The following is an 18,540-nucleotide window of genomic DNA, read 5'->3' on the forward strand; positions in this document are numbered from 1 at the left end:
CAAGGTCGGCACCCACCAGAGCAAAGTATGTGCCGATCAAGGTCGGCACCCACCAGAGCGGAGTATGTGCCGACGAAGATTGGCCGCTACCCGGAAATGAAACGGGCGCCTTGCGGCGCCCGTTCCGGTTACATCACCACACCTTGACCCGCTTGTCCGGGGCCAGGTACAGCTTCTGGCCTTCCTTCACTTCGAACGCCGGGTACCAGGCGTCGATGTTGCGCACGGTCAATGCGCGGAACTGGCCCGGGGCATGCACATCGGTCAGCAGCGAATTGCGCAGCGCCTGCTCGCGGCTCTTGCTGCGCCACGCCTGGGCGAAGCCGAGGAAGAAGCGCTGGTCCGGGCTGAAGCCTTCCAGGGTCTGGCCCGGCTTGCCCTGCAGCGACAGCTGGTAGGCATCGTAGGCGGTACCCAGGCCAGCCACGTCGGCGATGTTCTCGCCCAGGGTCAGCTTGCCGTTCACGTGCACGCCGGGGAACGGCTCGTAGCTGCTGAACTGCGCGGCCAGCGCATCACCGGCGGCGTTGAACTGCTTCAGGTCCTCGGCGGTCCACCAGTTGTGCAGCTTGCCGGTCTCGTCGAACAGCGCGCCGGCGTTGTCGAAGCCGTGGCTGATCTCGTGGCCGATCACCGCACCGATCGCACCGTAGTTCACCGCGTCGTCGGCTGCGCCGTCGAAGAACGGCGGCTGCAGGATCGCGGCCGGGAACACCAGGCGGTTCTCCAGCGGCACGTTCATCGCATTGATGGTCTGCGGCAGCATCGCCCACTCGCTGTGGTCGACCGGCTTGCCCAGCTTGGCGATGTTGCGCTGGTACTCGAACAGCTCGGCGCGCTGTGCATTGCCCAGCGGGTCATCACGGCGGATCTCCAGGCCGGTGTAGTCGCGCCACTTCTCCGGATAGCCCATGCGCACGGTCAGGCCCGTGACCTTGGCCTTGGCATGCGCCTTGGTCTGCGGCGACATCCACGACAGCGCGTCGATGCGCTTGGCGAAAGCGGCGATGATGTTCTTCGCCATTTCGTCCGCGCGCTCCTTGGTCCTGGCGTCGAAGTGCTTTTCGACGTAGCGCTTGCCGATCGCTTCGCCGACGGCATGGTTGGCATCGTCCACCGCGCGCTTCCAGCGGTCGCTCTGCTGCGGCGTGCCGCTCAGCGCGGTGCCATGGAAGGCGAAGCGGGCATCGGCGAACCTCTTCGGCAGGTAGGCGGCGGCACGGTCCAGCGCGTGGAACGCCAGGTAGTCCTTCCAGGCGTCCAGCGGCTCGGTGGCGACCAGCCTGGACAGGCCGGCCACGGCCTTGGGCTGCCACACGATGAAGTCCTGCTGGTTGCCCAGCGCGGCCGCATCGAGGAAGGCGTTCCAGTCCAGGCCCGGCGCCTTTGCATTGAAGTCGGCCTGGGTCCAGGGGTTGGCGCCCTTGGTCACGTCGTTGGTTTCTTCCTGGGTGGCATGCGCCTGCGCGATCTTCGTTTCCAGCGCGAGGATGCGCTGCGCCTTGCCGGCCGGGTCGGCGACGCCGGCCAGCTGCAGCATCTGTGCGATGTAGGCCTGGTACTGCTTGCGCAGTTCGGCCATGCGGCCATCGCCCAGGTAGAAATCGCGGTCGGGCATGCCCAGGCCGCCCTGCACCAGGTACGGTGCGGTGCGGTCCGGCTGCAGCATGTCCACCGACACCCACAGGCCGAACAGACGGTCGGTGTAGAAGTTGGTGGCGTTGAGCAGGTCGACGTCGGCGCGCAGGTCGCCGCCGAGGGCGCGCGCCAGCCCGGCCTTGTCGGCGATCGCATCGATGGCCTTCAGCTGCGGCTGCACCGGCGCCAGACCGTGCTGCTCGATGCCGGCTTCGTCCATGTAGGCGGCGTAGTAGTCGCCGATCAGCTTGTCGTCGCCGCTGGCCTGGGTGTTGCCGGCGGCCCCTTCCAGGATGGCGCGGGTGTCGGCCAGGGTCTTCTCGGCAATGACATTGAAGCTGCCGAAGCGCGAGCGGTCGGCCGGAATCTCGGTGTTCTTCACCCAGGTGCCGTTGGCGAAGCCGAAGAAGTCGTCGCCGGCGGCGATGCTGCGGTCCATGCCGCTGGCATCGAAGCCGAAACTGCCCAGCATCGGCTTGGCCGCAGCGGGGGCGGCATCGGCCGGCGCGGTGGCACCGACGGCCGGGTCGGCCGGGCGGTCACAGGCGGCCAGGGACAGGCTGGCAACAATGGCCAGCGCCAGGGTGGGACGGCGCAGCTTGGACATGGACTTCTCTTGCAGCGGAAAACCCCAAGTCTAATCCGCTCCGGCGCCACTGGCCGCCCCCCTGCGGGGCCCGCCCTGTGCAGGATCTGGCTGAACGTGCGGATGCGATCTTCACGCCGTCACCGGGGTGGTGCATGCTGGTCCCTCGAGCCCTGCGCGGACACGGGGAGGTGGCCATGCAGGATGGGGTCAGGCGTCAAGAATGGCGTCCGCCGGCCGTTGAGGTCGGGGACGTGGAGGATTCGTTCGCGCATGAAGCCAGCCGACTGCACAAGGAACATCAACCGATGCCCGCGCTGAAACGGGCGTTGGCCCGGCCGCTGCGCGCCATCACCTGGGGCGGTGTGCTGCTGGGCGTACTGCTGGTGACCGGTCTGGCCCTCATGCTGGTCAACGACCACCACCGCCGCCTGGAAGCGGCGCAGCGGCAGAGCCGCGCGCTGGCGGTGGGCAGCGAGCGCCTGCTGGCGCTGGAGCTGCGCAACCTGGAGCGGGCCATGACCGGCATCGCCGCCGACGCCGCGGAACTGTTCCGCAGCGTGCCGGCACAGGCGCCGGCCTTGCTGGATGCCTCCATCGGCGGCGTGCTGCGCCGGCACGCCGAACTGCACAGCATCGTGGTGCTCGACAGCTATGGCCGCGCATTGACGGCCGGCAAGGGCGACCTGCAGTTGCCGTTGTGGACCGATCCGCAACGGCGCGGCTCGGGCAGCGCGCTATACATCGGCCCGCCGCAGCGTGCCAGCGACGGGGGCTGGGTGGTCCCGCTGGCGCTGCCGATGGCCGATGGGCGCTGGCTGCTGGCACGGCTGCGCTGTGGCGAACTGCAGCGCATCGTCGGCGGCCTGGATGTCGGTCCCAACGGATTGGTCTCGATCAGTGATGCCCAGGGCTACATGCTGGCCCGCGTACCCGATCCGCATGGCACGGTGGGCCGCCGCTATGACCTGCCGCGCCGGGACCTGCTCGGCACGCAGGCAGTGGTCGAGCTGGGCAGCATGCCCGGCGTTGTCGACGGCGTGCCGCGCATCCTCACCATCAGCACGCTCGAACGCAGCCCGCTGGCGGTGCAGGTCGGCCTGGCCGACGAAGATGTACTCGCACCGTGGTGGCCGTACCTGAAGGCGTCGGTGGCGATCGTACTGGCCTACATCGCGGTGTTGCTGGTACTGCTGTACGCCGTGCGCCGCAGCACCCGCAGCCAGCAGGCGATGGCCGAGGAACTGAAGACGGGCCACGCCGAGCTGCGCCTGGCGCACCAGGTCGGGCGTGTCTGCACCTGGTACGTGGATGAGGACGCCGCGCTGCTGCGCTGGTCGCCGCTGGCCCGCGAGATCTTTGGGGTACAGACCGACGCCTTGCCGGTCGCGGATTTCTTCGCGCGCGTGCATCGCGATGATGCCGCGCGCCTGCAGCAGGCCTTTGACCAGGCCTTCGCCGGCAGCGCTGTGCTCGACCAGGTGTTCCGCCTGGTGCTGCCCGGGGGCGAGGTGCGCTGGGTCGGCGCGCGCGGGCAGCGGGTGGAAGTGGCCGACAGCGAGCGGCGCATGATCGGTGCGCTGACCGACCTGAGCGAACGCTATCAGGCGCGCGAGCAGATGAGCGAAGTGGAACGCCGCTTCCGCCTGCTGTTCGATCGCAATCCTGCACCGTTCTGGGTGTTCGACCCGGATACGCTGCGCTTCATCGAGGTCAACGACGCTGCAGTGCGCCAGTATGGCTACAGCCGCGACGAGTTCCTGGCGATGAGCATCCTCGACATCCGCCCGCGCGAAGGCTGGGACGAAGTGCGTGGTGCCATCCAGCGGGCGCAGGTGGGCGATCCCCCCGACGCGACCGTGCGCCTGCACCGGCGCAAGGACGGCAGTGTGTTCGAGGTGCGCGCACACCTGTCCAAGCTCGACTTCGACGGACAGCCCGCGTGCCTGGTGCTGGCCGAGGATGTCAGCGAGCGGCTGGCCTACGAGCGCGACCTGGCCTACCAGGCACGGCACAACCCGGCCACCGGCCTGCTCAATGTGCGCGCCCTGACCGAACAGCTGGACGAGCAGGACGAGGGCTACACCATCGCCTTCGTGCAGCTGCGCGGGCTGCAGCTGGTGGCCGATACGCTGGGCCGCGAGATCGGCGATGCGGTGCTGCAGTCGATGGCGACCCGGCTCGGGGGCCTGGGCGCACGCTGTGGCACGCTGGCGTTCCAGCCGGCCGAGGATTTCGTCTTCGCCATCGGTGCCGAGCACGATACCCAGCGCGTGCTGGACGACCTGCTGCAGATCGTGTCGGCGCCGATGCGCGGCAAGGACTCGCTGCACCAGTTCGAGCCGCGCATCGGCGTGGCCGTGCACATCGCTGGTGACGGGCACACGGCCGAGCAGGTGATCGGCATGGCCGCGCAGGCCGCGCATGCGGCGCGCGCCGAGGGCAACGTGGTGGTCTGGTTCGACGCGGCCGTGACCACGCGCCTGGCCGACCGCCTGCGCCTGGCCGGGCGCATCCATGCCGCCATCGACAACGAATTCCAGCTGTATTTCCAGCCGATCCGGCATGCCGGCGATGGCAGCCCGGCAGCGCTGGAGGCACTGCTGCGCTGGCCGCAGGCCGATGGCAGCTTCATCCCGCCCAACGAGTTCATCCAGCTGTGCGAGGACACCGGGTTGATCCTGGCACTGGGCCGCTGGGTGATCCGCGCGGCGGCGAAGGCGCAGCGCCGTCTGGTCGAGGCCGGGTGGGGTGAGTTGCCGATCGCGGTCAACGTGTCGGCGGTTCAGTTCTTCAACAGCGACCTGGTGGCCGAATTCACCCGTGCCCAGCAGGATTTCGGCCTGGCCCGTGGCGCGCTGCACGTGGAGCTGACCGAGAGCAGCCTGATGCGCAAGCCGGCACAGGCGATGCAGACCATGCAGCGCCTGCACGAGCAGGGCATCCGCGTGTCGCTGGATGATTTCGGCACCGGCTATTCCAGCATGTCCTACCTGCAGCACCTGCCGCTGGACATCCTGAAGATCGACCGCAGCTTCGTCGCCGACGTGGAAACCAATCCACGCAATGCCTCGATCTGCCGCGCGCTGCTGTCGCTGGGCCACAGCATGGGCCTGACCATCATCGCTGAAGGCGTGGAGACGCCGGGGCAGCTGGACTGGCTGGCTGCGCATGGCTGTGACCAGGTGCAGGGCTACCTGTTGGGGCGGCCGGCGCCGCTGGAACAGATCATCGACGCGCTGGATGAGGTCCCCGCCTGATCGGGTTTCGTATGTGCCGGCCAGCGGCCGGCACTACCCGACCGAAGCATGACGGGGTTTCGTATGTGCCGGCCGGCGGCCGGCACACCCGACCGAAGCATGACGGTAGTGCCGGCCGCTGGCCGGCATTCGCCCAGGACCGGGATGTGTCTGATTGCCGACCAGCGCCAGACTCGGCTACACCCCGGTGTCCACCAGATGGTCGATGAAACTGCGCACCTTCGGTGCCAGGTGGCTGCGGCTGGTATAGACCGCGAAGATGCCGATCGGCGAGGCCTCCCATTCCGGCAGCACGCGCACCAGGCGGCCATCGGCCAGCGCGTCTTCCAGCAGGAAGTCGGGCTGCAGGATGACGCCCATGCCGGCGATCGCCGCTTCACGCAGCACGTCGCCGTTGTTGGCGTGCAGCAGGCTGTTCACCGCTACTTTCACTTCGCCGCCCGGCCCCTGCAGCGGCCAGTGGTCACCGGCGGCCCAGTAGCTGTAGCCCAGGCACGCGTGCGCCTGCAGGTCCTGCGGGGTCTGAGGGGCGCCGCGTGCGGCCAGGTAGGCCGGCGCGGCGCACAGGCTCACCCGCGATTCGCCCAGGCGGCGGGCGATCAGGGTGGGGCCCGGCTCGCGGGTGATGCGGATGGCCACGTCGTAGCCTTCCTCGACCATGTCCACCAGGCGGTCGGACAGGGCCAGGTCCAGTTCCACCTGCGGAAAGCGTTCGCGGTAGCTGGCCAGCAGTGGGCCGAGGCGGGCGATGCCCCAACTGACCGGTGCATTGATGCGCAGCGTGCCGGAGGGCTCCAGCGCCTGCGCGCCGATGCTGGCCTCCAGCGCGTCGAACTCGGCCAGCAGGCGCACGCATTGGGCGTAGTAGGCGGCGCCGGTGCTGGTGGGGCTGACCCGCCGCGTGGTGCGATGGAGCAGACGGGTGGACAGGCGCTTTTCCAGCGCGGCGACCTGGCGGGTAACGCCGGCGGTGGACATGTCCAGGGCCTGGGCGGCGGCGCTGAAGCCGTTGCGCTCGACCACCGCCACGAACACGCGCATCGCCTCGAGGGTGTCCATTGTTGCGCCTTCTGAAATAAATACGGTCAATCGATCGTATTTATCGGCCCGTGAAGGCGCAATAACCTGAGCCCACTCCCTTCAAGGTGCTTTCCGATGCACGCCACGACCGCTCCTGTTTCGCCGCTGGCCCCGTATGGCGCCACCCTGCTGCGCCTGGCACTGGGCGTGCTGTTCCTGGTCCATGCGCTGACCAAGCTGCTGGTATTCACCCCGGCCGGCACGGCAGCATTCTTCGAGTCGCTGGGCCTGCCCGGCGTGCTCGGCTACCTCACCCTCGGCGTCGAGCTGGTGATCACTGTCGCGCTCCTGCTGGGCATCTATGCGCGCTGGGTGGGCCTGGTCGGCGTGCCGCTGCTGCTGGGCACCATCGTCACCGTGCACGGCGCCAACGGCTTCGGTTTCGCCAATGCCGGCGGCGGCTGGGAATACCCGGCGTTCTGGGCGCTGGCGCTGGTGGTGCTGTTCCTGGTCGGCGATGGCAAGTGGACCCTGCGTTCGCGCTGATCGCCGCCTGATCCTGCAACTGGAGAATTCCATGTCCCGCCTGCCTTCGCTGTACATCTCCCATGGTTCGCCGATGACCGCCCTGCATCCGGGCCAGGTCGGTGTGCGCCTGGCCGAGCTGGCGCGCGACCTGCCGCCGCCGCGCGCCATCGTGACGGCCTCGGCGCACTGGCTGGGCCGGCAGCCGCTGGTCGGCGCACATCCGCAGCCGCCGACGATCCACGACTTTGGTGGCTTCCCGCGCGCGCTGTTCGAACTGCAATACCCGGCGCCGGGTGATCCGGCACTGGCCGAAGAAGTGGCCGGCCGCATCGCCGCCGCAGGCCTGACAGTGGCCATCGACCCGCAGCGTGGCCTCGACCACGGCGCGTGGGTACCGCTGCGGCTGTTGCGCCCGCAGGCCGACATCCCCGTGGTGCCGGTGTCGATCCAGCCGCTGCTCGGCCCCGAGCATCAGTTCGCGTTGGGCCGTGCGCTGGCGCCGCTGCGCGAACAGGGCGTGCTGCTGGTCGGCTCGGGCAGCATCACCCACAACCTGCACGACTGGGGCGACTACCAGGACGGCAAGGAAGCGCCATACGTGCGGCCCTTCATCGAGTGGGTGGAGCAGCGGCTGGCCGCTGATGACCGCCAGGCGCTGTTCGATTACCGCCGGCAGGCCCCGTTCGCCGAGCGTGCGCACCCGACCGACGAGCACCTGCTGCCGCTGTTCTTCGCGATGGGAGCGGCCGGCGAGGGCGGTTTCGGCGCACGCCGCATCGACGCCGGCATCGATGCCGGCTTCCTGGCCATGGATCTGTACCGGTTCGACGGGGCATGAGCCGGGGCTGACGCGCGGCGGCCCCGGCCGTCGCGGTCAGGGCCGCATGTGGTAGTTTTTTCCGGGTTTCCGGCGCTGGCCCTCGTGCCTCCCCACGCGCCGCTTCCTGGAAGAAGCATGCATACCATTGAAGTCGTCCTGGCGATGCTGGTGGCCGTTGTCGCCAGCGGCTACCTGGTTCGCGTCCTCCCGTTCTCGCTGCCGTTGCCGCTGGTGCAGATCGGCCTGGGCGCGGTGATCGCCGGCGTGTTCAACCGCGGCCATGCGCTGGAGCCGGAAGTGTTCTTCCTGCTGTTCCTGCCGCCGCTGCTGTTCCTGGACGGCTGGCGCATTCCCAAGCAGGGCCTGTTCCGCGACAAGGGCGCGATCCTTGAACTGGCGTTCGGCCTGGTGGTGTTCACCGTGATCGGCGCCGGCCTGCTGATCCACTGGATGATTCCGGTGATGCCGCTGGCAGTGTGCTTCGCGCTGGCGGCCATCGTCTCGCCGACCGACCCGGTGGCGGTCGGGGCGATCGCCTCCAAGGCACCGATCCCGAAGCGCCTGATGCACATCCTGGAAGGCGAGTCGCTGCTCAACGATGCGTCCGGCCTGGTCTGCTTCCGTTTCGCGGTGGCCGCGGTGATGACCGGCTCCTTCTCGCTGGCCACGGCCTCGCTGACCTTCCTGTGGGTGGCGGTGGCCGGCCTTGCCGTGGGCGTGGCGGTCACCCTCGGCGTGTCCACCTTCCAGCGCTGGTTGTGGCGCCGCTTCGGCGAAGAGCCGGGTGCGGCGATGCTGGTCAACCTGCTGATTCCGTTCGCGGCCTACCTGCTGGCCGAAGAAATCCATGCCTCGGGCATCCTCGCTGCGGTCGCCGCCGGTATCGCGATGAGCTACGTCGAGCTGACCGGCCGTGTCTCCGGCAGCATGCGCGTGCAGCGCGCGGGCGTCTGGAACATGCTGCAGTTCAGCTTCAACGGCATCATGTTCGTGTTGCTGGGCGAGCAGCTGCCGGGCATCGTCGAGCGCGCCACCACCACCATGAACGAGTCCGGCCACCAGAGTGCATGGTGGCTGCTGGTATACGTGGTGGTGATCAACCTGGCGCTGATCCTGCTGCGCCTGCTGTGGGTATGGCTGTCGCTGCGCTGGAACCTGCTGCGCGCGCGCCGCCGTGGCCTGGAGCGGGGCGAGGCGCCGAACTGGCGCATCGTGGTGGCGACCTCGGTGGCTGGTGTGCGCGGCGCGATCACCCTGGCCGGTGTGTTGACCCTGCCGCTGTTCCTGCCCGATGGCAGTGCGTTCCCGGCGCGCGACCTGGTGATCTTCCTGGCCGCGGCGGTGATCCTGTTCTCGCTGGTCGGCGCCAGCGTGGCGCTGCCGCAGCTGCTGAAGGGCCTGCAGCTGCCAGCCGATTCGGGCGAGCGCAAGGAAGAGGACCTGGCACGCAAGCTGTCCTCGAAGGCCGCGCTGGCCGGGGTCGAACGCATGCGCCAGCAGCTGGTGATGAACCAGAACACCGAGAACGTGCAGCTGTACAACGATGCTGCCTCGCGGGTGAGCCTGCTGTACCAGCGGCACCTGGAGAAAGACAACGACGGCCCCGACGTGGACCCGGAGAAGGTGCGGCGCATGGAGCTGGGTTACCGCCAGCTGCGCAGCGCGGGCCTGAATGCCGAGCGCGAGGAACTGTTCCGGTTGACCCGGCGCGGGGTGATCTCCGATGAGATCTCGCGGCGCCTGATCCGCAACCTGGACCTGCTGGAATCGCGCAAGCGCGAATGACGCGGCGGTCGTGCGCCGTCGAGCGGGGTCAGGTCCCTTTCCGCAGGAAAGGGACCTGACCCCAGGTCGGAACAGCGGGTTATTCCGGCTTCTGGTCCAGGAAATACACCTCGACCTTGCCCTTGACCTTGATGGTCATCGGATTGCCGCGGCGGTCGCGGGCCTTGCCGGCCTGCACGCGGATCCAGCCTTCGCTGACCGAGTATTCCTCGACGTTGTCGCGCTCGACGTCGTTGAAACGCACGCCAACGCCGCGCTCCAGCGCCTGTGCATCATGGAAGGGGCTGGCCGGGTTGATCGCCAGGTGGTCGGGAGGGGTATCGCTCATCGCTTCATTCACAGTGACGGCCACCAAGGCCGGCTTCAGCGGCACAGGATAAACCGTAGAATGCGGGCCTGCCCCAGAGGACGTTCCGCCATGCCCGACAACAGCGACTATTTCGACTTCGAGGAAGACATCCACGACTTCGACGAGGAGGGCTTCGAGGCGCGGGTCTGGAACCTGCTGGTGCTGATCAACCCGGGCGACGAAGAGCTGGCCCTGCAGCAGTTCAACCGCTGGCGCGAGCACCTGTCCGAGGACGGGCAGCCGCTGGAAGCGGACAGCGACTGGCTGCCGGCCCTGTTCACGGCCATCGCCTGGCAGTCCGGTTTCGATGTGGAGCGCGATGACCTGGAATCGCTGCAGTCGGCGGTGAACGAGCTGTCGGCGCGCTTCAACCTGCAACTCGACTGGGGCGGCGACCTGGACGACGAGGACTTCGCCGAGGGCCTGGACGGCGTGCAGCTGATGTCCACCGCCTTCGACCGCCTGCGCGAGCACAACTACACGCTGTGGAGCGTGGATGCCGGCAGCGACGGCTTCACCGGCGTGATGGCGCTGACCCGCGACGACGACGCGATGCTGGCGCTGTGCTCGCTGCTGAACGTGGAAATCCGGCTGGGCAGCGACCCGTTCTGAGCGATGGGCCGATCCGCCGGGCACGACCCGGCGGGGACGATCTGCTGGGCGCGGCCTACGGCCGGTACTGCGCCCTGGCGTTGGCAATCACCGCTTTGACCAGGTCACGGTCGGTGTGCCGGGAAATCGCCCGCGCACCGAGCGCTATTGCCTGTGCGCGCAGCTCGGCAGTGACGTCGTAGTGAGCACCGCTGGCCTTGTTCTGGAAGGCCCGCGGGGGAATGCCGAGCTGCGCCGCCATCGCGTGCAGCTCGGCCAGGGTGTCGGCCATCAGGTGCGCCCAGCGCTGTCCGCGCCAGGGATGCACCGCGTCATCGACGTAGACCGTCACCGCCGCGGCCGGTTCAGGCCTGCGGCTTGCTGTCGCTGTCAGCGGCCGGGGCGGCCTCGGCAGCGGCTTCTTCGGCCGCGTCGCCTTCGACGGCTTCGCCTTCTTCGCCTTCAGCAGCGTCGACGCCTTCGAACTCGGCAACCAGCTTGTCCAGGTATTCGTCAGCGGTCTGCTCGGATTCGGCAGCCAGGGTGTCCAGCAGCTTCTGCAGCAGTTCGGAGTACTCCAGGTTGACCTTGCGGCCTTCCTTCTCCTGCACGTTGGCCAGGTGCTTGAGCATGGCCAGCATCGGCACCGGGTTTTCGGCGTTGCCCATGGTCTGGCCGCCGATGGCCAGCAGCCACTCACGGCCCTGCAGGCCGATGGCCGCTACCACCTGGCCGTCTTCGTTGGTCAGCACGGCATGGTTCTGCACCTGCTGCTGGGCATTCAGGCGGAGGAACGGGCGCTTGGCCTGCTGCTTCTTGCGCTTGTCGCGCTTGGCCTTGGAGTTCTGGGACATGGGGTGGGGTCACCTGGAAGCGGAAAGACCGCCATTGTACCGGCCGCACGCAGGCGGGGTCAGATCCCTTTCCATGGGAAAGGGATCTGACCCCGGTTCAATGTGCCACGGGCGCGGCCTCACCTTGCGCGGCCTGCACGTCCGGGTCGGCGGTCGGCGCCGACAGTCCCACCTGCGGGCCGGCACCGGCCAGGGCGGCCGCTTCGGCGGCCTGGGTCATCACCACGATGCTGATGCGGCGGTTGATCGGGTTCTGCGGGTCGGCCTTGTCGAACAGCACCGACGAAGACAGGCCGACCACGCGGGTGATCTTGCTGTCCTCCAGGCCACCGTCCACCAGCGCACGCCGTGCGGCGTTGGCACGATCGGCGCTCAGCTCCCAGTTGCCGTAGCCGCGCGCGGCCGAATAGGCGGTGATGTCGGTGTGGCCGGTCAGGCTGATCCGGTTCGGCACGTGGTTCAGGTAGTTGGCCAGCTCGTGCAGGATCTGCTGCGTATACGGCTTCAGCGTAGCGCTGCCGAGGTCGAACATCGGCCGGTTCTGCTTGTCCACGATCTGGATGCGCAGGCCTTCCGGGGTCAGGTCCAGCAGCAGCTGGTCCTTGAACGGCTCCAGTGCCTGGCTCCTGCTGATCGCTTCCTGCAGTTCCTTCATCAACGCTTCCAGCTGCTGCTTGTCGCGCTGCTGCTGGTCCACCGGCTGCGGCACCGCTTCCTTCTGGTTCTGGAAGGGATCGTTGCTGCTGCCGCGCGAGATGTCGGTGGCACCACCCAGCTTGATCATCGAGGTGCTGGCGCCGCCCGGGCCGGCCATGCCGGGCGCCGGCGTGGCGTTCTGTCCGCTCAGCGGGCTGGGGTTGCGGAAGTACTCGGAAATGGCCGCACGGTCGTTCTTGTTGGTGGTGGCCATCAGCCACAGCACCAGGAAGAACGCCATCATCGCGGTCACGAAGTCAGCATAGGCCACCTTCCACGAACCGCCATGATGGGCGGCGTGGCCGGCCTTCTTGACCCGGCGGACGATGACAGTGGGCTTGGTCTCGGCCATGGTTTACTTGACCGTCTTCAGGTGCTGCTCGAAATCGGAGAAGGCCGGGCGCACGTTCGACGGCAGCGTCTTGCGGGCGAATTCCAGCGCGATCTTCGGGTTGTAGCCGCGCAGGCAGGCCAGCAGGGCGGTCTTGACCGATTCGTAGATGCGGCTGTCCTGCTCGGCGCGTGCCTCCATTGCTGCCGCCATCGGGCCGACGAAGCCGTAGCCCAGCAGGATGCCGAGGAAGGTACCGACCAGCGCGCCGGCCACGTGGCCACCGACCTCGACGATGTCACCGCCGATCGAGCCCATGGTGATGACGATGCCGAGCACCGCCGCGACGATGCCGAAACCGGGCAGTCCGTCGGCGACCTTGGTCAGCACCTGCGACGGCGCCATGGCCTCGGCGTGGTGCTTTTCCAGTTCCAGCTCCAGCAGCGGCTCCAGCTCGTGCGGCTCGATGTTGCTGCCGATCATCAGGCGCAGGCAGTCGGTGATGAAGTCGATCAGGTGGTGGTCGGCCTGCACCTTGGGGTAGTTGGCGAACAGGGCGCTCTCGGCCGGCCGCTCGACATGGTCTTCCAGGGCCATGAAGCCTTCGCGGCGAGCCTTGTTGAGCAGTTCATAGAGCAGGCTGAGGACATCGATGTAGTCCTGCTGCTTGTAGCGCGGACCCTTGAAGACACCGACCATGGCCTGCAGGGTCTGCTTGACCGTCTTGGCCGGGGTGCCGACCAGGAACGCGCCCAGTGCGGCACCGCCGATGATGACCAGTTCGTAGGGCTGCCAGAGGGCACCCAGGCGGCCGTGGGCACCGAGGTAGCCCCCGATCACGCTGATGATGACGACCAGGAATCCAACGATGATGAGCATGGGGCGACGCAAGGAGAGGGGATATCTCCTTGTCGGCCCGTCACCCGGTTTTCTGAAGAGGGAATTCTGTGAAATCGGTCAGCGGGGTGTTTCAGCCCGCCACACCGCTTTCCGCGCCGCCACGCTGCAACGGGTCGGGCCAGGGCTCGCCATTGCCGGTGAACGAAAGTGAGACGGAGTTCAGGCAGTGGCGCTCGTAGGTGGGCGGCGGACCATCCGGGAACACGTGGCCGAGGTGGCTGCCGCAGCGCGCGCAGGTGATCTCGGTGCGCACCATGCCATGGCTGGTATCGCGGATCTCGCGCACGTGCGCCGGGTCGAACGGGGCGAAGAAGCTGGGCCAGCCGGTGCCGGAATCGAACTTGGTGCTGGAGCGGAACAGCGGCAGCGCGCACAGCCGGCAGCAGTAGACGCCCTCGCGCTTGTTGTCCAGGAACACGCCGCAGAACGGCGCTTCGGTACCGTGCTGCAGCAGCACGCGGCGCTCTTCGCTGCTGAGGCCGGCGATCAGCGCCTCGGTCTGGGTGGCAGTGGGGGGCGTCAGGTCGAAGGCAGTCATGCCGGCTCTCCGTGGGGTCGATGGCCTGGGGATGCCGGGAAACGTGGGGGTGCCGGCGCGCGCTTGCAAGTGTGACGGCCGTTCATGGGCGGCACACAGGTGCAGGCGCAAGGTAAATGCGATCCACGCCGGAGCGTGCCATGAAACCGACCCTTCCCCTGCTGCTGATGGCCCTGTTGCCCACGTTGGCGCTGGCCCAGGTGCCTGCTGCCGACCCGACGGTCACCCGCAGCGCGACCACCGTGGCTCCGGCGCCGGTGGTACCGCCGCTGCAGGCCGCACGCCCGCAGCCGCAGGTGCTGCCGTCGCCGCAGCCGGCGCAGCCGATCAGGTCCACGGGTCCTGCCCGGATTGCGCCCGCCCCGGCGCCGAGGCCGGCCGACAAGGTCTATGACCGCAATGGCCGCATCGTGCCTGGCGTGCGCCCGGCTGGCCCGAACCGGGTGTTCGATTCGCGTACCGGCCGCTATTACGACAGCGTGCCGGCCGGCGATGGGCAGCAGATCAAGCGCTGACCTCGGATGCCAGGCAAGGGTGGCAGCTTCCACACACTGCACGGCCTGAACGCACGAAAACAACATCCTGCCGATCACTGCTTTTTCGCCTGCGATTAACCGTGCCGGGACCACCGTGGCCCTGCGCCGGCATTCCGCCGCCGCATGTCCTTTGTCCACTGGATCGCGATCATGAAAAACCAGCAGAACCGTCATCCCGGCAAGGAACCGCAGGGCCGCAACCCGCAGCATCAGCAGCAACAGCAACAGATGGAACCGCAGCAGCCGCACAAGGGTGGCAAGCAGCAGGAACAGCGCTCGCAGAAGCATCCGCAGCAGCGCTGACTGTCGACATGACCGGGGTCAGAGCCCGCTGCGCGGGATCTGACCCCTTGCCTGACCCCGACCGGGGCCGGATCCCGCAGCGCGGGCTCTGACCCCAACCTGCGACCGCCTCAATCCGGAATCGGCAGGCTCAGCGTTTCCTTCACTTCTTCCATCACGATGTAGCTTTTGGATTCACGCACATGCGGCAGTGTCAGCAAGGTGCTGCCGAGCAGCTTGCGGTAGGAGGCCATCTCACTGATCCGCGCCTTCAGCAGGTAATCGAAGTCGCCCGAGACCAGATGGCACTCGAGCACATTGGGCAGCTTCAGGGCGGCGCGCCGGAACTCTTCGAAGATGTCACCGGACTTGTAGGCCAGGCTGATCTCTACGAATACCAGCAGGCTGGCCTTCACCGCCGCCGGGTCCAGGTGGGCGTGGTAGCCGGTGATCACCGCTTCGCGCTCGAGCCGGCGCACGCGCTCGGTGCACGGGGTGGTCGACAGGCCGACCCGCTCACCCAGTTCGGTGAAGGAAATACGGCCCTCCGCCTGCAGGATGCGCAGGATCTTGCGGTCGATCTTGTCCAGTTCGCGGGTACGGGTGGCCATGGCCGTCAACCTTGGGGAATGAATTGCAGGAGAACATCCTGCCGGTTGATTTCAAATCAGGCAAATCAACTGGGATTGGCTGTCTATACTTCCCCAATTATGGTCCCGGCACGCTCCAGTGCAGGGAATGATCGGGTTGGAGAAGTCCCATGCGAGTCCTAGTTCTCGGCAGCGGCGTGATCGGCACCACCAGTGCCTGGTACCTGCGACAGGCCGGGTTTGAAGTCACGGTCATCGACCGCCAACCCGGCCCGGCGCTGGAAACCAGCTTCGCCAATGCCGGCCAGCTGTCGTTCGGCTACACCTCGCCGTGGGCCGCCCCGGGCGTGCCGAAGAAGGCCATCGGCTGGCTGTTCGAGAAGCATGCGCCGCTGGCGATCAAGCCGGGCATGGACCTGGCCCAGTACCGCTGGCTGTGGCAGATGCTGCGCAACTGCACCCACGAGCGCTACGCGATCAACAAGGCGCGCATGGTGCGCATGTCCGAGTACAGCCGCGACTGCCTGAACGAGCTGCGCGCGCAGATCGGCATCGAGTTCGAAGGCCGCGACCTGGGCACCACGCAGCTGTTCCGCACCCAGCAGCAGCTGGATGCCTCCGCGCAGGACATCGAGATCCTGGCTCAGTACGGCGTGCCGTACGAGGTGCTGGACCGCGCCGGCATCATCCAGGCCGAACCGGCCCTGGCCCATGTCGACGGCCTGGTCGGCGCGCTGCGCCTGCCGCGTGACCAGACCGGCGACTGCCAGCTGTTCACCCGGCGCCTGGCGCAGATGTGCGTGGACGCCGGCGTCGAGTTCCGCTTCGACCAGGACATCACCGGCCTCGAGTTCGAGGGCGACCGCATCACCGGCGTGCGCATCGACGGCAAGCTGGAAACCGCCGACCGCTTCGTGGTCGCGCTCGGCAGCTATTCGCCGGCGCTGGTCGCACCGCTGGGCATGCACCTGCCGGTGTACCCGCTGAAGGGCTATTCGCTGACCCTGCCGATCACCGACCCGGCGATGGCGCCGACCTCGACCATCCTCGACGAGAGCTACAAGGTGGCGGTGACCCGCTTCGACGACCGCATCCGCGTCGGTGGCATGGCCGAAGTGGCCGGTTTCGACCTGTCGCTGTCGCAGCGCCGTCGCGAGACCCTGGAGCTGGTGGTCAGCGACCTCTACCCGAAGGGCGGCGACCTGTCGCGCGCACAGTTCTGGACAGGCCTGCGCCCGGCCACGCCGGACGGCACGCCGGTGATCGGCGCCACGCCGTTCCGCAACCTGTACCTCAACACCGGCCACGGCACCCTGGGCTGGACCATGGCCTGCGGCTCGGGCCGTTACCTGGCCGACCTGATGAGCGCGCGCCAGCCGCAGATCAGCACCGAAGGCCTGGATATTTTCCGCTACGGCCAGTACGGTCACGCCCCGCAACATGAGAACCGCACATGCGTCCTGCCCGCGTGCTGATCGATCTGGGCGCCCTGCGCAGCAATTACCGGCTTGCCCGTGAACTGGGCGGTGGCAAGGCCCTGGCGATCATCAAGGCCGATGCCTATGGCCATGGCGCGGTGCGCTGTGCACAGGCGCTGGAAGGCGAGGCTGATGGTTTCGGCGTGGCCACCATTGAAGAGGCGCTGGAACTGCGCCAGGCCGGGATCCGTGCGCCGATCCTGCTGCTGGAAGGCATCTTCGAACCCAGTGACATGGCGCTGGTGGCCGAGCACGATTTCTGGTTCGCGGTGGGTTCGCCGTGGCAGCTGGAAGCGCTGGTCGCATTCGACAGCCCGCGCCCGCTGACCGTGTGGCTGAAGCTGGACAGCGGCATGCATCGCCTCGGCCTGGACGTGGACAGCTTCCGCGCCGCGCATGCACGCCTGTCGGCGCTGCCGCAGGTCGAGCGCATCGTGCTGATGACCCACCTGGCGCGTGCCGACGAGCTGGACAGCGAACGCACCCATGAACAGGCGGCGACCTTCGCGCGCGCCATCGACGGCCTGGACGGCGAGACCAGCGTGTGCAATTCGCCGGCACTGCTGGGCTGGCCGGATGTACGCAGCGACTGGGTGCGCCCGGGCCTGATGCTGTACGGCGCCAATCCGCTGCCGGACAACACCGCGCTGACCGAGCGCCTGCGCCCGGTGATGACGATGCAGTCGAAGGTGATTGCCGAGCGCTGGATCGAGGCCGGTGAGCCGGTGGGCTATGGCGCACGCTTCGTGGCCAAGGCGCGCACCCGCGTGGGCGTGGTCGCGCTTGGCTATGCCGACGGTTATCCGCAGTTCGCCCCCAACGGCACGCCGGTACTGATCGATGGCCAGCCCGGCGTACTGATCGGGCGCGTGTCGATGGACATGCTGACGGTGGACCTGACCGCGCATGCGCAGGCCGGCATCGGCAGTGTGGTGGAACTGTGGGGTTCTGCGCCGACGCTGTCGGAACTGGCGCCGCGCTGCGGCGTGAGTGCCTACCAGCTGCCGTGCGCGGTCAAGCGCGTGGCGAAAGTCTACGTGTAGAGCCGAGCCCGCGCTCGGCTCTGGTGGTAGCAGCCGACCTTGGTCGGCACCGTGCAATGCGTGTCGACCAAGGTCGACACCTGCCGGCAGGTAGAGCTGCCCGGAATCATCGTGCAGCAGTAGCCCGCGTGCTCAGCTCGCGCTTCACCCAGTCGTCGATCAGGCGCTTCTCGTAGCGCAGCGGATCGCTGTCGCTCTTCAGCCCCAGGTTGTGCAGGTAGCCGGTGTCGCTGAGCTTGGCTTCTCCCTCATCGACGATGCGACCACTGGCGTCCTTCAGCGTGTACTGCAGGGTGATCCGCGGCGGATAGATGTCGCGCATGATCCGGATGTCGCTGCCGCGCGGGCCGTGCCAGGGCTCGTAGTCGCCGGCGCGCTTGATGTCGACCAGGGTCACGTCCAGGGTCTGCCCGGGCTGCAGCGGCTTGGCCGCCGTGGTCTGCACGTAGCTGGCCAGCTGCTGCACCCAGTTGCCGCGTTCGGCCTCGAAGCGGTTGGTGCTCTGGCGGATTTCGGTGAATCCGGCTGGATCGTCCCACTTCACGCTGACCGGGCCATTGGCCTGCAGCGCGCGGGGCGCATCCGGATCGGTGACGGCGCGCGGCGCGGCGTTCGCGCTGCCCGCCATGAGGGCGCCTGCCAGCAGCAGGGCAGTGGCCAACGAGCGGTTCATGACGGTCTCCTGCGTCCCATCGACGGGGACGATGCGGTTTAC

Annotated in this window: 19 protein-coding genes; 9 read left to right on the forward strand and 10 right to left on the reverse strand. The window is 67.9% G+C overall.

Going from position 1 to position 18,540, the window contains the following annotated elements; all coding sequences use genetic code 11:
• Window positions 1-133 precede the first annotated feature (133 nt).
• The gene (locus VG566_RS11650) at window positions 134-2,245 is read right to left on the reverse strand and encodes a M13 family metallopeptidase (RefSeq protein WP_241884877.1); all 2,112 of its coding nucleotides are present in this window, start codon (window positions 2,243-2,245) and stop codon (window positions 134-136) included.
• Between the two features lie 176 nt (window positions 2,246-2,421).
• Here VG566_RS11650 and VG566_RS11655 point away from each other — a divergent pair, with 176 nt between their 5' ends.
• Window positions 2,422-5,484 carry an EAL domain-containing protein gene (locus VG566_RS11655; protein WP_241884878.1) on the forward strand — a complete coding sequence of 1,021 codons (3,063 nt, stop codon included), beginning with the start codon at window positions 2,422-2,424 and terminating at the stop codon, window positions 5,482-5,484.
• Between the two features lie 177 nt (window positions 5,485-5,661).
• On the opposite strand, the gene VG566_RS11660 is transcribed toward VG566_RS11655, so the two are convergent.
• Window positions 5,662-6,543, reverse strand: coding sequence for a LysR family transcriptional regulator (locus tag VG566_RS11660; protein ID WP_046428614.1), 882 nt, complete (start codon window positions 6,541-6,543; stop codon window positions 5,662-5,664).
• Window positions 6,544-6,639: 96 nt separating this feature from the next.
• On the opposite strand from VG566_RS11660, the gene VG566_RS11665 reads away from it, so the two are divergent.
• From VG566_RS11665 to VG566_RS11675, 3 genes are all read left to right on the forward strand, one after another.
• On the forward strand, window positions 6,640-7,050 hold the full coding sequence (locus VG566_RS11665) for a DoxX family protein (RefSeq protein WP_046428617.1): 411 nt from the start codon (window positions 6,640-6,642) through the stop codon (window positions 7,048-7,050).
• A gap of 31 nt (window positions 7,051-7,081) precedes the next feature.
• Window positions 7,082-7,870 carry a DODA-type extradiol aromatic ring-opening family dioxygenase gene (locus VG566_RS11670; protein WP_241884879.1) on the forward strand — a complete coding sequence of 263 codons (789 nt, stop codon included), beginning with the start codon at window positions 7,082-7,084 and terminating at the stop codon, window positions 7,868-7,870.
• A 117-nt stretch (window positions 7,871-7,987) separates the two neighbouring features.
• A complete protein-coding gene (locus VG566_RS11675; protein WP_046428622.1) occupies window positions 7,988-9,637 on the forward strand; it encodes a Na+/H+ antiporter in 1,650 nt (549 codons plus the stop codon).
• 79 nt (window positions 9,638-9,716) lie between these two features.
• Here the strand turns inward: VG566_RS11675 and VG566_RS11680 are convergent, their stop codons facing one another.
• A complete protein-coding gene (locus VG566_RS11680; RefSeq protein ID WP_005415112.1) occupies window positions 9,717-9,965 on the reverse strand; it encodes a DUF3297 family protein in 249 nt (82 codons plus the stop codon).
• A 90-nt stretch (window positions 9,966-10,055) separates the two neighbouring features.
• Between VG566_RS11680 and VG566_RS11685 the strand changes: the two genes are divergently transcribed.
• A complete protein-coding gene (locus VG566_RS11685) occupies window positions 10,056-10,598 on the forward strand; it encodes a DUF6630 family protein (RefSeq protein ID WP_032959249.1) in 543 nt (180 codons plus the stop codon).
• Between the two features lie 55 nt (window positions 10,599-10,653).
• Here VG566_RS11685 and VG566_RS11690 read toward each other — a convergent pair whose 3' ends face one another.
• The 5 genes from VG566_RS11690 to msrB all read right to left on the reverse strand — a co-directional run bounded on the left by VG566_RS11690 (window position 10,654) and on the right by msrB (window position 13,896).
• A complete protein-coding gene (locus tag VG566_RS11690; RefSeq protein WP_032959248.1) occupies window positions 10,654-10,929 on the reverse strand; it encodes a DUF4031 domain-containing protein in 276 nt (91 codons plus the stop codon).
• Between the two features lie 13 nt (window positions 10,930-10,942).
• Window positions 10,943-11,431, reverse strand: coding sequence for a hypothetical protein (locus tag VG566_RS11695; protein ID WP_049408290.1), 489 nt, complete (start codon window positions 11,429-11,431; stop codon window positions 10,943-10,945).
• Window positions 11,432-11,528: 97 nt separating this feature from the next.
• A complete protein-coding gene (motB, locus tag VG566_RS11700) occupies window positions 11,529-12,479 on the reverse strand; it encodes a flagellar motor protein MotB (RefSeq protein WP_014645798.1) in 951 nt (316 codons plus the stop codon).
• 3 nt (window positions 12,480-12,482) lie between these two features.
• On the reverse strand, window positions 12,483-13,337 hold the full coding sequence (gene motA, locus VG566_RS11705; protein WP_014645799.1) for a flagellar motor stator protein MotA: 855 nt from the start codon (window positions 13,335-13,337) through the stop codon (window positions 12,483-12,485).
• 91 nt (window positions 13,338-13,428) lie between these two features.
• Window positions 13,429-13,896 carry a peptide-methionine (R)-S-oxide reductase MsrB gene (gene msrB / locus VG566_RS11710; protein WP_005415117.1) on the reverse strand — a complete coding sequence of 156 codons (468 nt, stop codon included), beginning with the start codon at window positions 13,894-13,896 and terminating at the stop codon, window positions 13,429-13,431.
• A 140-nt stretch (window positions 13,897-14,036) separates the two neighbouring features.
• On the opposite strand from msrB, the gene VG566_RS11715 reads away from it, so the two are divergent.
• Window positions 14,037-14,411, forward strand: coding sequence for a classical arabinogalactan protein 4 (locus VG566_RS11715; protein WP_241884880.1), 375 nt, complete (start codon window positions 14,037-14,039; stop codon window positions 14,409-14,411).
• A 144-nt stretch (window positions 14,412-14,555) separates the two neighbouring features.
• A complete protein-coding gene (locus VG566_RS11720; protein WP_014645802.1) occupies window positions 14,556-14,735 on the forward strand; it encodes a hypothetical protein in 180 nt (59 codons plus the stop codon).
• Window positions 14,736-14,845: 110 nt separating this feature from the next.
• On the opposite strand, the gene VG566_RS11725 is transcribed toward VG566_RS11720, so the two are convergent.
• Window positions 14,846-15,325 (reverse strand): Lrp/AsnC ligand binding domain-containing protein, encoded by a 480-nt coding sequence (locus tag VG566_RS11725; protein WP_004140558.1) that lies wholly within the window; start codon window positions 15,323-15,325, stop codon window positions 14,846-14,848.
• A 149-nt stretch (window positions 15,326-15,474) separates the two neighbouring features.
• Here VG566_RS11725 and VG566_RS11730 point away from each other — a divergent pair, with 149 nt between their 5' ends.
• Window positions 15,475-16,779 (forward strand): D-amino acid dehydrogenase, encoded by a 1,305-nt coding sequence (locus VG566_RS11730; RefSeq protein ID WP_241884881.1) that lies wholly within the window; start codon window positions 15,475-15,477, stop codon window positions 16,777-16,779.
• A complete protein-coding gene (alr, locus tag VG566_RS11735; protein ID WP_241884882.1) occupies window positions 16,758-17,825 on the forward strand; it encodes an alanine racemase in 1,068 nt (355 codons plus the stop codon). Before VG566_RS11730 ends, alr begins: the two co-directional genes overlap by 22 nt.
• Before the next feature lie 106 nt (window positions 17,826-17,931).
• On the opposite strand, the gene VG566_RS11740 is transcribed toward alr, so the two are convergent.
• Window positions 17,932-18,498 carry a DUF3016 domain-containing protein gene (locus VG566_RS11740; protein ID WP_014645805.1) on the reverse strand — a complete coding sequence of 189 codons (567 nt, stop codon included), beginning with the start codon at window positions 18,496-18,498 and terminating at the stop codon, window positions 17,932-17,934.
• Window positions 18,499-18,540 lie beyond the last annotated feature (42 nt).

It is taken from the genome of Stenotrophomonas sp. CASM114 (assembly GCF_049384325.1).
GTDB lineage: Bacteria > Pseudomonadota > Gammaproteobacteria > Xanthomonadales > Xanthomonadaceae > Stenotrophomonas > Stenotrophomonas muris.

Bases quoted from the DNA above. Each gene is read 5' to 3' on its own strand.
- VG566_RS11740 (WP_014645805.1), bottom strand. From the start codon at position 18,498: ATGAACCGCTCGTTGGCCACTGCCCTGCTGCTGGCAGGCGCCCTCATG.
- VG566_RS11655 (WP_241884878.1), top strand. From the start codon at position 2,422: ATGCAGGATGGGGTCAGGCGTCAAGAATGGCGTCCGCCGGCCGTTGAG.
- motB (WP_014645798.1), bottom strand. From the start codon at position 12,479: ATGGCCGAGACCAAGCCCACTGTCATCGTCCGCCGGGTCAAGAAGGCC.
- VG566_RS11665 (WP_046428617.1), top strand. From the start codon at position 6,640: ATGCACGCCACGACCGCTCCTGTTTCGCCGCTGGCCCCGTATGGCGCC.
- motA (WP_014645799.1), bottom strand. From the start codon at position 13,337: ATGCTCATCATCGTTGGATTCCTGGTCGTCATCATCAGCGTGATCGGG.
- VG566_RS11720 (WP_014645802.1), top strand. From the start codon at position 14,556: ATGTCCTTTGTCCACTGGATCGCGATCATGAAAAACCAGCAGAACCGT.
- VG566_RS11725 (WP_004140558.1), bottom strand. From the start codon at position 15,325: ATGGCCACCCGTACCCGCGAACTGGACAAGATCGACCGCAAGATCCTG.
- VG566_RS11685 (WP_032959249.1), top strand. From the start codon at position 10,056: ATGCCCGACAACAGCGACTATTTCGACTTCGAGGAAGACATCCACGAC.
- VG566_RS11695 (WP_049408290.1), bottom strand. From the start codon at position 11,431: ATGTCCCAGAACTCCAAGGCCAAGCGCGACAAGCGCAAGAAGCAGCAG.
- VG566_RS11660 (WP_046428614.1), bottom strand. From the start codon at position 6,543: ATGGACACCCTCGAGGCGATGCGCGTGTTCGTGGCGGTGGTCGAGCGC.
- VG566_RS11650 (WP_241884877.1), bottom strand. From the start codon at position 2,245: ATGTCCAAGCTGCGCCGTCCCACCCTGGCGCTGGCCATTGTTGCCAGC.
- msrB (WP_005415117.1), bottom strand. From the start codon at position 13,896: ATGACTGCCTTCGACCTGACGCCCCCCACTGCCACCCAGACCGAGGCG.
- alr (WP_241884882.1), top strand. From the start codon at position 16,758: ATGCGTCCTGCCCGCGTGCTGATCGATCTGGGCGCCCTGCGCAGCAAT.
- VG566_RS11670 (WP_241884879.1), top strand. From the start codon at position 7,082: ATGTCCCGCCTGCCTTCGCTGTACATCTCCCATGGTTCGCCGATGACC.
- VG566_RS11675 (WP_046428622.1), top strand. From the start codon at position 7,988: ATGCATACCATTGAAGTCGTCCTGGCGATGCTGGTGGCCGTTGTCGCC.
- VG566_RS11730 (WP_241884881.1), top strand. From the start codon at position 15,475: ATGCGAGTCCTAGTTCTCGGCAGCGGCGTGATCGGCACCACCAGTGCC.
- VG566_RS11715 (WP_241884880.1), top strand. From the start codon at position 14,037: ATGAAACCGACCCTTCCCCTGCTGCTGATGGCCCTGTTGCCCACGTTG.
- VG566_RS11680 (WP_005415112.1), bottom strand. From the start codon at position 9,965: ATGAGCGATACCCCTCCCGACCACCTGGCGATCAACCCGGCCAGCCCC.